Raw genomic sequence first — 13,367 nt, 5'->3', positions numbered from 1 at the left:
TGCCCATAGGTGTCAACTTAAGCTCAAACTCAGTCAGAGACTGCTGTTTGACTATTAACGCCAGATCCCCCCTAGCCCCCCTTCCCAAGGGGGGGACAGGAATCTTCTCAAAGTCCCCCTTCCCCCCTTGGGGGGGGCTAGGGGGGGGTGGGGATTTAGGGGGATCTAGACTGGGGTGAAAGCGACATTTATCAAGAATTTCAGCCTTAAGTTGACACCAATGGACTCTTGGAATGTCCTTACCCGTAGCATCAAGCAAACTTAATCTTCAAATAATCATCCTCCATCTTCGCCCCGGAAGGTTGCAGCGCAGCTAAAGCTTGCGGCAATACCAAATTGCGACGGTGATTCCCAATCCTAACATTCAACTCGTCTCCCGTTTTGCTCAACTGAATCTGATTCTTAGCAATTCCCGGCAAATACAGTTCCAGACTGTATTGATTGTTTTCTTGTACAATCTTAATCGTATTTTCTTTGTAATAAACTTGACTGGGGTCTTCGTCTTTGTAAAGGGTTTCTTTCAACCTTTCCAAAGCTGCCAAACCGCACATTTCTTCGGAATAAAGCGGCACTTCTTTAACTGGAAGTGGCATGAAATCAGAGTGAATTTCCTGACGGTACTGCTCCTGGCTTTCTTTCCAGCGTTTGAAAAATGGGTCTGTTACTTCAGCGGGAATAATCCGGTTTGCTACGACTAAATCTGTGGCTACATTGTACAAACTCAAATAGGCATGAGCGCGCAAAGATTCTTTAATTACCATTTTTTCAGGATTAGTAACTAACCTAACTGAGGTAACAGCATTGTCAGTTAAAATCTTTTCCAACGCTTCAATTTGTTCGTAAAATTCATAAGGTGCATCCATCACCTCTTTGTCTGGCAAAGAAAAACCGGCAATCGGTCTAAAAATCGGTTCCACTAAAGGTCGAAGGGCGGCGGATATGCCTTGCAGCGGCTTGTAAAATTTTCTCATGTACCAGCCGCCAACTTCCGGTAAACTTAGCAGTCTTAATGCTGTACCAGTGGGAGCAGAATCGATAATTAAAACATCAAATTCGCCTTCGTCGTAATGCCGTTTCATGCGCACTAAACCGAAGATTTCATCCATTCCGGGCAGGATGGCTAATTCTTCAGCTTGCACGCCTTCGAGTCCCTGGGCGCGCAAAACTTGAGTAATGTAGCGTTTAACTGCTCCCCAATTGCCTTCTAATTCCCTGAGAGCATCTAATTCTGCTCCCCACAAGTTTGGTTTCACCTGTCGGGAATCGTGGCCGAGTTCCATGTCGAAGCTGTCGGCTAGGGAGTGGGCGGGATCGGTGCTCAGCACTAGGGTTTTGTATCCCAATTCGGCACATCGCAGCCCTGTGGCGGCGGCTACGGATGTTTTACCGACACCGCCTTTTCCGGTCATTAATATTAAGCGCATTGATTGTTTAGCTCGCCTGAAAGTTCTTTACTCCTATATTGTAACGTTATGTAACAGAGATTAATTTAGTGGCGGATTTAATTTGGGCGACAACTAGCCACACAGAGGCAGAAACCGGGTTTTTTACCAAAATACTGCATCGCAGCCTTTCAATAAAATGAAAAACCCGGTTTCTTTGGTATCTATGCGTCCAGGGCTAATACAGGACATTTCCACTGATGCACTAAATCTGTGCGATGTCAATAGAAAGTTGAGCTTAAAGGGCGATCGCACTTAATTTGTAGGTGTTCAAAAAGGGCGATCGCACTTAATGCTTGTTCAATAAAAGGCGAACCAGACAGACACCGGGTTTTTCAGAAATATCTGGTTTGGAGCTAAAGCAGCGATCGCAACGCATTTAGTCCTTGACAAAAATATCCTTTTCACTTACGATAAAACTTAATACTAAATATTTTAATTTATGCCTGATGAAACAAACAAATTTGCATGAATTAAATGAGCAAGTTTTGTTAGAGGAAACTGAGCCTCTAGCAATAGAGTATAATGGGCGATTAGTTGGCTATTTTTATCCAGTTAGTGCAATGCCAAGTGCGATGGAGGAAATCGATCGCACTTTTACAAATTTAGTACAACAATGGCGCAATGAAACTATAGGTATTTCCTCGACTACAGACTTAGTAATGCACCCTGCTTACCAACAAATTATTAGGATGGGGCCAGTAGTAATTCCTCTGTTATTAAGGGAAGTGGAAAGAAAATCGGGGCGTTGGTTTCATGCTCTGTGTGAAATTACTGGAGAAGATCCAGTACCTTTAGAAAAACGGGGTAAAACTAAAGAGATGACTCAGTTATGGTTAGAGTGGGGGAAAGCAAAAGGTTACAAATGGTAGGAAATAACGCTTGGATGCAAAGTATTAAAGAATGGATTTCACAAAATCATCCTAATTTAGTAACAACGGGATATAAAATTACCAGTTCAGACACAACTGATTATAATTGTATTGCTTGGGCTGCTGGAAATACAGAAGAATGGTGGTGGCCAGATGCCAAAGGTGGAGACTATTGGCCACCTAATATACCGCGAGAGGAATCTCTGACTGCTTTTATTATGGCTTATCAAACTTTAGGGTATGAAGTCTGTGAAAATGCTTTGCTGGAAGCTGGTTTTGAAAAGATAGCGATTTATGTTTTAGATGGAAAACCTCAACACGCATCCAGACAACTTTCTAATGGGAAGTGGACTAGCAAATTAGGTCAGTATGAGGATATAGAACATAATTATTTAGAGGGTTTAGAAGGTAGTATATATGGTGAAGTTTCTTGTGTGATGAAAAGGCGTTTGATTGAGGGGGAGTAATAAACGCATCAAAAGTGCGATCGCATCTCAGCCTGAGACTTGAGAAACCGGGTTTCTGTGATATCTCTGATTTTCACCAAGAATCTCTCATCAGAAACCCGGTTTCTTTGGCCCTGCGTAAGTCCTAATTTATTTAGACTTGGGATGATCTTGACACACTTTTAACTTTTGTTTTTCCTCTGGACGAGTGACGAAATAATCTTCGCCCCAAAAGTCAGAAACCGGGTTTCTCATAGATATCTAGTTTTCCCCAACAGTCCCTCATCAGAAACCCGGTTTCTTTGGCCCTGCGTAAGTTCTAATTTATTTAGACTTGAGATGATATTGACACACTTTTAACTTTTGTTTTTCCTCTGGACGAGTAACGAAATAATCCTTTAACCAGTCACACCCTGTCGCTAATTCATAGATAATTGCCGCTTAGAAACAACACAGTCTTGCAAATAAAGATTAATTAGTTCCTGGGAAGATATACCTTTTTCCTGAGCCATCGTTTCAAAATATTCAATCACATCAATTCCGAGAGAAATAGTGACCTGTTTTTTTAACTGTTTGGCAAAAGGATTAGGTCTTTTTTTCATTTTTGACAGATCGTATTCCGGTTCCATTGTTTTATCTCCTATATTCTTGACTTTCATTTTTAGTCGCTTTCCTTGCTGAGATAATTCTAATGATAGAATCTTCTTCTCTAAAACAATGAACTACAAGTAATATTCTCATTTTAGAGCTTATGCCCAGAAGTAAAAAACGTTCTTCTTCTTGGGAGTGATCTTCGTCCCAAAATTGAATGGCATAATCATCAAAGAAAACTGATTCTGCTTCTTCAAAAGAAATACCATGTTTTTGTTGATTAATTTTGTTTTTTTGCTCATCCCACTGAAAGGTTATTCTATTCATTCTGGCAAAATGTCATTCAATCTTTCTCCTTAGTCATTAAACCATCTTTGGGAATTTTGACAATAGCCATCTATTGATCGTCCTATCTGTTCGGGTAATAATTTAACTACGATCCAACTTACTCCCGACTCCACACATACCTTTGACAAACTGACTTCGCCTCTTATTGTACATCATCCACAACTAAATTGCCCCAAAAGTCAGAAACCGGGTTTCTATCAATATCTAGTTTTCCCCAACAGTCTCTAAGCAGAAACCCGGTTTCTTTGGCCCTGCGTAAGTCCTAATTTATTTAGACTTGAGATGATCTTGACACACTTTTAACTTTTGTTTTTCCTCTGGACGAGTAACGAAATAATCCTTTAACCAGTCGCACCCTGTCGCTAATAGTTCATTTTTTGTTGGCTATTTTATTTACTTTGACTAATTCCGTCACAAAGATGGCGATCGATATGACTCGCATCATGCTTGTTGTTTAGATAGTCATGCAAATAACTACAACCTCGCACTAACATAGCATCGATGTCTAAACTACCACCAAAAACTCTCATCCCATCGTATGCAATCAAAGTTTTACCATCTGGATTAAAACTGACATATTGAATTGGTTTACCATATCCTATTAATGTTGCGGCTAAATTTCCATCAAGATTCCAAAGTTTTACAGTACCATCACTATTGCCTGAAGCAATAGTTTTCCCATCTGGGCTAAAACTAATACTGTGAACACGACTACGACCTACTATAAAAGTTTTTTGGAATGAACCGTCAATTTTCCATAAGCCTATAGTATTATCCATGCTACTCCATACCAAGAATTTACCATCTGGACTAAATTGCATAGTTACAATGCTTGCACCTGGATTATTTAATTTATTCAGTAATGTACCCTCACGATTCCACAAGCTTATTGCAATCTCGCTACCGCTTGTAGCTGATGCAATCATTGACCCATCATTACTGAAGGTTGGATTCTCTGCAAAAATATCACCGAATGTTGACTTGTCAACAAATCCACTTCCAAAAGATAAACTATTCCGTAAAATTCCATCAAAACCCCAAAGGCTCATAAAACCTAAATTATCAATAATCTGTATATTTTGAATATCAGGACTCAGAGTTACATTTTTAACTGTACCTTTGAAGGCAGACTCAGCGGCTAAAACACTAAATCTTAAAAGATTTCCCTGTTCATCTAAGAACTTAACAGTGCCATTTTCACTATTGACAGCAATCAGCTTACCATCTGGACTAAAATCAACACTGGTTAAATTAAAACCATGCCCCTTTATAATCTTTAGTAAAGTGCCATCTATTTTCTGGAGTCTGAAAGAATCAAGATCGACTGAAGCGATTCTTTGCCCATCAGGGCTGAATTTTATATCAAAAACGGGGTAATCATATCCTTGAATAGTTTTGATCTCTTTGCCATTCACATTCCAGAACTTAACTGTCTTATCAGCACTAGCAGATGCGATAGTTTTTCCATCTGGGCTAAAGCTAACTCTTAAAACTCCTGCACTATGCCCTTTGAGAGTTTTTAGTTCCGTGCCATTTAGATTCCAGAGCTTGACTGTCTTATCAGCACTAGCAGATGCAATGGTTTTCCCATCTGGACTAAACACTACACTAAAAACGAAATCACTGTGTCCTGTGAAAGTATTTATCAAGGTACCATCTCTCTTCCAAAGCTTAATAGTTTTGTCTCCATGAGCAGAGACAAACATTGTTCCATCTGGACTAAAGCTTACCTGATTGACAGAATACTTAACATCAGACTTAGCATCTAACGTTTTGATTAATGTACCATCCGTATTCCAAAGGTTTATAGTACCATTATCATTTCCTGAGACAACGATCGTACCGTCTGGGCTGAAACTCACCCAAGCAACTAACCCATTGATTTCCCCTAGTGTTCTCAAAAAAGAACCATCCTGGTTCCAGAGCTTTACATTACCGTCTGAGCCAGCAGAAGCAAACATCTTCCCATCTGGGCTAAAGCGAACATTCATTACCCCACGATCGTTACGAGTAATCTGGTTGAATCCTTTGTGTCCTTGAACCGGAAATGTTTTTGCTTTTAAAGACTCCACAGTGAAATCTTTGACCAAATCTCCATTTCGATTCCATATCTTTATTATGCGATTCTCATCGGTCGAAATAATGAATTTACTGTCTAAACTGAAATTGAGGTTTAAAATCTTTTTTTTATGCCCTCTCAAGATTGATATTAAAGAGCCATTCAGATTACGAACATTAATTGAATTGTCATTATTCACAGATGCAAAGATTTGACCATCTGGGCTAAAACCTGCAATGGGTTCATCTAATTTAAGTATTTCAGGTAAAACACCCACCTTTTTTTCAGACAATACTCTCTCCATATCCCAAAGCTTTACTGAACCATCAGTAGCAGCAGTTGCAAGAGTTTTACCGTCGGGACTAAAATTTGCATCCCAAACCCGATAAGAATTATGCCCTTGTATATCCCTAAGAAATTTGCCATCAATGCTCCAAAGGTTGACAGTCGCTTCAAAACCAGTAGAAACTAACATTTTTCCATCAGGACTAAAACTGACTCTAGAATTACTATTTTCAAATTTCGGATCAACTTTTGGAAAAATTTTTAATAAATTGCCATCACTAGACCAGAGTTTGATGGTTTTTTCCTCTATACTGGCAGAAGCAATGATTTTTCCATTGGGACTAAAACTTACGCTATTAGGTTGAATGGTGTCGATTGTTTTGATCGATACACCATCACTTTTCCAAAGTTTAATAGTGTTGTCATTACTAGCAGAAGCAATAATCTTGCCATCTGGACTAAAGCTTAAGCTCGTGATTTTATTAGTATGAGCTTTGATTGTTTTAATTAAAGTTCCATCAATTGCCCAAAATTTAATCATACCATCTTTACCAGCCGAAGCAATGAATTTGCCGTCAGGACTAAAGCTTACACAGGTAATACCTCCTTGATGTCCCTTAAATTTTTTGAGTAAGGTTCCATCAACTTTCGATAGAGTAATACTATCATCCTTCTCAATACTCATATCAGTTGCTACAATCATCTGACTATCTGGGCTGAAAGATGGACTATATGGACTTTGACTGTCAAGGTTTGTTACAAAGGAGCCGTCCTGACTCCAAATCTCTACAAACCCTACACTTGTAGCTATAGCTATTAACTTGCCATTTGGACTAAACTTTACACCTTGAGCCCACAGCAGAGATTTAGGTAGTAGAGATTTAGACTCTTTCTGCTTCTGTTGTAGTTGTAAGTGATTCTTCTCTTTAACGTCAGCCAGTAACTCTCTTAATTTCGATGTAACGCTTTGTGCTTCTGTTTTCTGTTTTTCTGATTCTAGTCGTTGTAGGTTTGCTTCTCTTGCTTGAAAGAAAGCAAAAATCCCTACTCCACCTAAAATTACAGAAGCAATCATCGCCCCAATGCTTAACCTTTGGGCTGCTTTTTTCGCCTTTATTTCCTGCTCCAACTCTCGCTGTTGGCGTGTTTTCTCCTGTTCTAAACTCAGATTAATAAACACCTGTTCCGCCTTACTTATCTCCTCCAACCGTTGCAACAAATACCCCTCCGCCTCTCCCAAGGGTGCGCCTTGCAACAAATAACCATCCTTATTCTCATTCCTTTCCCACTCCAGAAACGCCACCTTTAACCGCTTTTTCCATCTCAAAAAAGTATCATTTTCCTCAATCCATTTCCTCAAATCTGGCCATGCTTTAATCAAAGCCTCATGCACAATTTCCACCGTTTCTATCTCAGTCGTTTCATTGCGATTACTCACCACCAAACGTGCAGTCGCCAAATGCGTTACCAAATCCCAATTTTCTTCCCCCACCTCAGCGCGAGTCGCTAGTTGGCGCGTGTATTCCGTCCCTTCTCCCGGCGACACCAACTTCATAAAAATCTGCTTAGTCCGTTCCTTATCCCCCTCTTTCAGCGCATCATATACCCCTTCGGCGTGTCTGCAAAGAGCCTTTTCTACCCCACCAATTTCATCATATTTCAGACGAGTCAGCAAACTATTTTCCTGCTGTTTCCAAAGTTCCGTAAGCGCAAATTCCAATAATGGCAAATTACCCGGTTCCTCGCCAACTTCATTGAGAATATGTTCTGTCAATCCCGCTTCCAGATAGACATTTCGTTTCTTAGCAGGTTCCTCAATTGCTTCTTGCAATTCGGTTCTCGCCATCCCGCCGATAAATTCCGGTTTCCATCTGTCTAACTGTTCCCGAAAAGGATTATATTCTATTGCTTGCCCCAAAAAATCAGCCCGCAGAGTAATCACCAACCTGAAGGCAGAAAAATTTTGCACCGCATCCAATAAACAATCTAAAAATTGCCGACTTTTCTGATTTGGGTAAGTGTAAATTTCCTCAAACTGGTCAATTACTAACAGAAAACGCCGAGGGCTACCGATGCTTCTTACGACATCAGATAAAGTGCGATTCCCTTCTTGTAAATCTGTCGCTAGTTGGTTAATTTCCTCGGCATTAATCTCCGTAACTCCCTCACTTTTACCCGTTTCTAATTGCGTCACAGGTGACAGCAACGCTTTCGCCAAATTCTCAAAAGGAGTAGATTCTGGGCGCAAACTAGCAATTAACCAGTTTTCTTGCTGACGCAAACTAGGAATTAAACCTGCCAATACTACCGAAGATTTCCCACTTCCAGAAGCACCAATAACAGCTACCAGTTTTTTAGTTTCTACAACTTTGACAAGCTGATTGGTAAAAGTTTCACGCCCAAAAAATAAGGCTGAATCTTTCTCCTGAAAAGCCGATAAACCCTGATAAGGATTAGGGGGAATTACTAAATCGTGCCAACGTAGCGGAATTTCCGCCGGATTTTGGCATAAAACAGGCAACCAACTAGCACAAGGAAAATCTTTTTCTTCAATTTGTAACCGTTTTCGACTATTACGGAGGGCGGTAGATAGGGATAAACCTTGAGTATAACCTTTTAGGAAATGTTGGAGAAATTTAGGTGCTAAAGCTATCGGTAAAATCTCCCGCATCACAATAATTTGCGGTAAATGTAAATCTTCTCCTTCTGCTAATTGATAGGCAATCCCTAACCCATCGCAAGCATTAAAAATCGCTAACTTTAAACCATTATTTATAGCTCTTTTAAGATGATTCTTAATTTCATCAATTGTCAATGTATCTTTAGAATTAATTTGAATCTTGCCGATACTTCCATCACTCTCTGTCTTTCCATGACCCGCAAAAAATAAAATATCCCATTGTTTCTCCCACAAAGGTGCATCTAAATCACTCCGTTTGGGTTCTTTTAACCAACAAAAGTCAGCATCAGGAATTAATTGCTTAAAGACATCTTCATCCGCATCAGTTCCTGCATCATCTCCCAAAATGACTAAAATTTTAACTTTCTCTTTTTTCCTTGAATTTCCTGAACCTTTAACCTGTTTAAACTTAGGAGAAGCTAAAACAATTTCCGCGTTAGGAATATGCTCTAATAAGTTCCATTCACACCAAGGTAAACGCCGCAACCAATAATTTTCTGTAGGTAATAAAATTCTGGTGCTGGTTGAGTCTTGTAAATGATTTTGGAGTAAATTGACTATTGGTTGAAAATCGGGCGATCTCAACCAATTATTTAAAATTTCGGATAAGAAATTAGCTGCTTTTTTGCAATCTGCAAAAGCTTGCTGTTTCACTCTTTCTTGATCGCCAGGACTTTTTACAGGATCTTTTTTGGCTGTTAAACGACTCGGCCAAAATTCTTCTGTCTTGTTGTATAAACTTTGCCAATGACGATATTGTTCTAATAGTTCAGGATGTGGGGGTAACTTCCCTGATGCACCCGCGATGGCTAAAATGACTTGATTTTTTGTTGTTCCTCCATCTTGCCGCACTTCTGCCTGTACGACAAAACCCTTGTCAAATTCCCCACTAATATTGAGAGTCACTAACTTTTCCATAAAAAACCCTGATTTTATGAATTGCCAACTGGATCAATATTGAACTTGTTTGAATTTTATCATATTCAGGCAAGTTCAATATACCACATTTATTACCCAAGTTGCATCTCGGTTTACAAATTGTAAGAAATGCCCCAAAAGCCATCTGGATCAAATCACAAAATCTTCTGTTACATACTTTGCAATTAATTTTAGAAACCGGGTTTCTTGAAGGGGTCAACTACATATCCGCTTGTCCAACAACAGAAACCCGGTTTCTTGACATATCACCTGATTACTTTCGGATTAAAAGGAGTCATTCGATTATGAACAGTAATAATGGTTTAGCCACTACTGCTGTAGGTGGTGCATTAGTTGTCGGTAAATTAGCCACCCTTACTGGTGCAACTGCCACTGGGATTGCCACTACTACTGGTGGTATTGGTATTTCTACTGTGGCTACAGCAACAGGAACAGCAATGTCAGTCGCGATCGCACCCGCCATTGCAATTGCAGCACCTGTAGTCGCTGTTGGAGCATTCATTTGGTGGTTGTCGCGTGATTAATTCTCACTAATCTAATTTTGACGATAGGAGAGTCAGGACTTAGGCACGAAGGGCCAAAAACCCGGTTAATGCGTCAAAATTTATCGAAAAAAGCGACTATTTTTGGAAGAAACCGGGTTTTTTGCGTAAGTCCTGAGAGTTGAAAAAGCTCTGCTCAATACCACTGTTGATATCGACCTGTTACGGGTCGATTTTTTATTGCTAAAAAACCAAAGCCTAATCGTCAAACATTAGTCTTGACTGGAAATACCAATTGTTTGAGCACATCCAACCGCGAACAGTTCCAGTAATCAATGTGAGAAACGATTAAATCATCACTGTTGACTTTCAGTTCGCTCCTACCTGCGATCGCCATTTTCGGCCGCCAAGGTAGCGGTGCGAACCAACTCAGGGTCCAGCGAGTTTCTATGCTATCTCCAGACTGCGAAATATCGTGCAAATCTAGATTTATATCCTGAAAAAAAGTCCCCATAAACCCGATCATTTTGCGGTAGCGATCGACTCCTGTAAATCGATTCACTGGGTCTTCAAAATAGACATCCTTTGCATAAATGCTGTAGGTCTGATTTTCGGGAAATCTTTGATAATCATCTTTGAGAATTTCAATAATGTCCATTGCGGGCGATCGCCATTCTATGATTATTAGATAATTTTAACACATTCAATAAAAAATCCGCAATTTTAGTCCAAATTATGATATAATATTCGTTTATTTACTGCCTTCCCAACTTAGAACTTAACATCAGAACTATGATTGAACTCTACACTTTTACCACACCCAACGGTCGCAAAGTCTCCATCATGCTCGAAGAAATAGGTTTACCCTACAACCTGCACGTCATAGACATTAGGAAAAACGACCAATTTACCCCAGAATTCATTGCCATTAACCCCAATAGCAAAATTCCTGCTATAGTCGATCGCGATAATGGCATCACCGTCTTCGAGTCTGGCGCAATCCTGATCTATCTTGCCGAAAAAATAGGCCGATTTCTACCCACCGACAAAGAAAAATACTTTCAAGTGCTTGAATGGCTGATGTTTCAAATGGCCAGCGTCGGGCCAATGTTCGGTCAACTCAACCACTTCAAACGCTTTGCACCAGAACCAATTCCCTATGCAATTCAACGCTATGAAAAAGAAACTTTGCGGCTGTATGGAGTATTAGACAATCAACTAGCAAAACACGAATATATCTGTGGGGAATATTCAATTGCGGATATTGCTACCTATCCCTGGGTGGCGATTTATGAATTTCAAGGATTAACCCTCGACAACCATCCCCATCTGAAACGTTGGGTAGAAACCTTGCAAAAGCGTCCCGCAGTACAGCGCGGAATGGCAATTCCGGCTGCACAAACATAAATAGATATCATCGGTAGGGACAGAACACTACTGAACCCTGAAACCTCTGATATATGTCGCTTTTACCCGAATCTCGATCCCCCTAAATCCCCCTTAAGAAGGGGGACTTTGAGAAGATTCCTGTCCCCCCCTTGTAGGGGCGGTGCCCCCGTGCCCGCCCTCTTTAGGACTTTGAGAAGATTCCTGTCCCCCCCGACCTAAGGGGGGCTAGGGGGGATCTGGACTCGAACAAAAGCGATATTCCTCATGGGTTTCAGGCTTAAGTTGACACCAATGAACACTGTTGTGTCCTCTTCCTCTGTTACTCAATCTGCGAAATGCTTAATAATTGCATCCGCAAACTCCGAACACTTCAACTCTGGCACCGGCGGTTCCATCAACCGGGCTAAATCGTAGGTAACTTCACCATTAGAAATAGCCGCAGCCAAACCCTTCTTAATCAAGTCTGCCGCTTCCTGCCAGCCCATATATTCTAACATCATCACCCCAGACAAAATCAGGGAACCGGGATTAACTTTATCCAAACCAGCGTGTTTCGGTGCAGTACCGTGAGTTGCCTCAAAAACTGCACATTCATCGCCAATATTTGCGCCGGGGCCCATGCCCAATCCGCCCACAATTGCGGCGGCTGCATCGGACAAATAATCGCCGTTCAAATTCATTGTCGCCAAAATCGAATATTCGCCTGGTCGAGTTTGAATTTGTTGGAAAATACTGTCAGCAATTCTATCATTGACCATGATTTTATCTTTCCACTTGCCACCGCCGTGACTATCCCAAATAGCTGCTAAAACATCAGCGACTTCCTGAGTTATTTTGGCTTGTTTCTCAGGAGTCAAAGCATCGTATCCCGGATCTATTTGGCGGGCATTGTCTTCTAAGCTAAGGTCAGGATTTTTTTCTTTGTTCCCCAGAATCCAAGACTCTCTTTCGGTGACGCACTCAGCGCGATATTCGGTGGTTGCTAATTCGTAACCCCAATCTCGGAAAGCTCCTTCGGTGTATTTCATGATGTTGCCTTTGTGCACCAAAGTCACTTGCTGCTTTTCTTTTGGTAACCGCAAAGCGTGGGTAATGGCGCGCCTTACCAAACGCTGAGAACCTGTTTTGCTAATGGGTTTAATGCCTATTCCTGAATCGAGGCGAATTTGTTTTTTGCCGTGTTCTGGTGTGGCGGGAATTAACTCATTATTCAGGAATTCAATTAATTTGATGCCGATTTCGCTGTCTTTTGCCCATTCAATTCCGAGGTAAATATCCTCTGTATTTTCCCGGTAAATAATGACGTCTAGCAGTTCGGGAGTTTTGTGCAATGATGGGGTGCCATCATAATATTTGCAGGGGCGGACGCAGGCGTAAAGGTCAAAGATTTGCCGCAAAGCTACGTTGAGCGATCGAATTCCGCCACCTATGGGGGTTGTCAGGGGGCCTTTGATGGCGACGCCGTATTCTTTGATGGCATCTAGGGAATCTTGAGGGAGATATTGGTATGTACCGTAGACATCGCAGGCTTCGTCGCCTACATAGATTTTAAACCAGTTGATTTTGCGATCGCCACCGTAGGCCATTTCTACAGCAGCATCCATGACTTTCTGGGATGCTGGCCACAAGTCTACGCCGGTGCCGTCGCCGCGGATGAAGGGAACGATCGGGTCATTGGGGACGATCGGCAAACCGTCTTTGAATGTAATTTTAGAACCAGTTGTCGGGGCTACAATCTTTTCGTACATATCTTAACAGTGCGGATAGCAATTCTTCTTATTTTGCCACGATTGTCTGTCTAAACTTCAATAAATTTTAAATAATTGCCTAAAAT

At 41.0% G+C, this 13,367-nt stretch carries 10 protein-coding genes; 4 read left to right on the top strand and 6 right to left on the bottom strand.

All coding sequences use genetic code 11. The features are described from left to right. Window positions 1-251: 251 nt before the first annotated feature. Window positions 252-1,424, bottom strand: coding sequence for a TRC40/GET3/ArsA family transport-energizing ATPase (locus ACBR23_RS22465; RefSeq protein ID WP_340522176.1), 1,173 nt, complete (start codon window positions 1,422-1,424; stop codon window positions 252-254). 467 nt (window positions 1,425-1,891) lie between these two features. Here ACBR23_RS22465 and ACBR23_RS22460 point away from each other — a divergent pair, with 467 nt between their 5' ends. Together ACBR23_RS22460 and ACBR23_RS22455 are read left to right on the top strand one after the other, a co-directional pair. Then, the gene (locus tag ACBR23_RS22460) at window positions 1,892-2,314 is read left to right on the top strand and encodes a hypothetical protein (RefSeq protein ID WP_371118904.1); all 423 of its coding nucleotides are present in this window, start codon (window positions 1,892-1,894) and stop codon (window positions 2,312-2,314) included. Continuing rightward, window positions 2,308-2,781, top strand: coding sequence for a hypothetical protein (locus ACBR23_RS22455; protein ID WP_371118905.1), 474 nt, complete (start codon window positions 2,308-2,310; stop codon window positions 2,779-2,781). Before ACBR23_RS22460 ends, ACBR23_RS22455 begins: the two co-directional genes overlap by 7 nt. 398 nt (window positions 2,782-3,179) lie before the next feature. On the opposite strand, the gene ACBR23_RS22450 is transcribed toward ACBR23_RS22455, so the two are convergent. From ACBR23_RS22450 to ACBR23_RS22440, 3 genes are all read right to left on the bottom strand, one after another. Then, entirely contained in the window at window positions 3,180-3,389 is a 210-nt protein-coding gene (locus ACBR23_RS22450) for an antitoxin (protein ID WP_371118906.1), read from the bottom strand. A gap of 4 nt (window positions 3,390-3,393) precedes the next feature. After that, on the bottom strand, window positions 3,394-3,678 hold the full coding sequence (locus tag ACBR23_RS22445; protein ID WP_371118907.1) for a BrnT family toxin: 285 nt from the start codon (window positions 3,676-3,678) through the stop codon (window positions 3,394-3,396). A 410-nt stretch (window positions 3,679-4,088) separates the two neighbouring features. Further along, window positions 4,089-9,641, bottom strand: a complete 5,553-nt coding sequence (locus ACBR23_RS22440; protein WP_371118908.1) for an AAA family ATPase — start codon at window positions 9,639-9,641, stop codon at window positions 4,089-4,091. Between the two features lie 305 nt (window positions 9,642-9,946). Here ACBR23_RS22440 and ACBR23_RS22435 point away from each other — a divergent pair, with 305 nt between their 5' ends. After that, window positions 9,947-10,186, top strand: a complete 240-nt coding sequence (locus ACBR23_RS22435) for a hypothetical protein (protein WP_371118909.1) — start codon at window positions 9,947-9,949, stop codon at window positions 10,184-10,186. A gap of 223 nt (window positions 10,187-10,409) precedes the next feature. On the opposite strand, the gene ACBR23_RS22430 is transcribed toward ACBR23_RS22435, so the two are convergent. Continuing rightward, on the bottom strand, window positions 10,410-10,802 hold the full coding sequence (locus tag ACBR23_RS22430; protein ID WP_371113678.1) for a DUF2358 domain-containing protein: 393 nt from the start codon (window positions 10,800-10,802) through the stop codon (window positions 10,410-10,412). Between the two features lie 134 nt (window positions 10,803-10,936). On the opposite strand from ACBR23_RS22430, the gene ACBR23_RS22425 reads away from it, so the two are divergent. Continuing rightward, a complete protein-coding gene (locus ACBR23_RS22425; protein ID WP_371113679.1) occupies window positions 10,937-11,551 on the top strand; it encodes a glutathione S-transferase N-terminal domain-containing protein in 615 nt (204 codons plus the stop codon). 305 nt (window positions 11,552-11,856) lie between these two features. Here the strand turns inward: ACBR23_RS22425 and ACBR23_RS22420 are convergent, their stop codons facing one another. After that, window positions 11,857-13,281: an NADP-dependent isocitrate dehydrogenase gene (locus tag ACBR23_RS22420; protein WP_371113680.1), complete on the bottom strand. Its 1,425-nt coding sequence runs from the start codon at window positions 13,279-13,281 to the stop codon at window positions 11,857-11,859. Between the last annotated feature and the right edge of the window lie 86 nt (window positions 13,282-13,367).

The sequence above is a fragment of the Microcoleus sp. genome (genome assembly GCF_041354475.1).
Lineage (GTDB): Bacteria > Cyanobacteriota > Cyanobacteriia > Cyanobacteriales > Microcoleaceae > Microcoleus.
The sequence above is the reverse complement of the archived record's forward strand: the minus strand, read 5'-3'. Positions and strand labels throughout refer to the sequence as shown.

What these genes read in the sequence shown, in the direction of transcription:
- ACBR23_RS22425 (WP_371113679.1), top strand. Translation starts at nt 10,937, where the DNA reads ATGATTGAACTCTACACTTTTACCACACCCAACGGTCGCAAAGTCTCC.
- ACBR23_RS22465 (WP_340522176.1), bottom strand. Translation starts at nt 1,424, where the DNA reads ATGCGCTTAATATTAATGACCGGAAAAGGCGGTGTCGGTAAAACATCC.
- ACBR23_RS22430 (WP_371113678.1), bottom strand. Translation starts at nt 10,802, where the DNA reads ATGGACATTATTGAAATTCTCAAAGATGATTATCAAAGATTTCCCGAA.
- ACBR23_RS22440 (WP_371118908.1), bottom strand. Translation starts at nt 9,641, where the DNA reads ATGGAAAAGTTAGTGACTCTCAATATTAGTGGGGAATTTGACAAGGGT.
- ACBR23_RS22455 (WP_371118905.1), top strand. Translation starts at nt 2,308, where the DNA reads ATGGTAGGAAATAACGCTTGGATGCAAAGTATTAAAGAATGGATTTCA.
- ACBR23_RS22435 (WP_371118909.1), top strand. Translation starts at nt 9,947, where the DNA reads ATGAACAGTAATAATGGTTTAGCCACTACTGCTGTAGGTGGTGCATTA.
- ACBR23_RS22460 (WP_371118904.1), top strand. Translation starts at nt 1,892, where the DNA reads ATGAAACAAACAAATTTGCATGAATTAAATGAGCAAGTTTTGTTAGAG.
- ACBR23_RS22445 (WP_371118907.1), bottom strand. Translation starts at nt 3,678, where the DNA reads ATGAATAGAATAACCTTTCAGTGGGATGAGCAAAAAAACAAAATTAAT.
- ACBR23_RS22420 (WP_371113680.1), bottom strand. Translation starts at nt 13,281, where the DNA reads ATGTACGAAAAGATTGTAGCCCCGACAACTGGTTCTAAAATTACATTC.
- ACBR23_RS22450 (WP_371118906.1), bottom strand. Translation starts at nt 3,389, where the DNA reads ATGGAACCGGAATACGATCTGTCAAAAATGAAAAAAAGACCTAATCCT.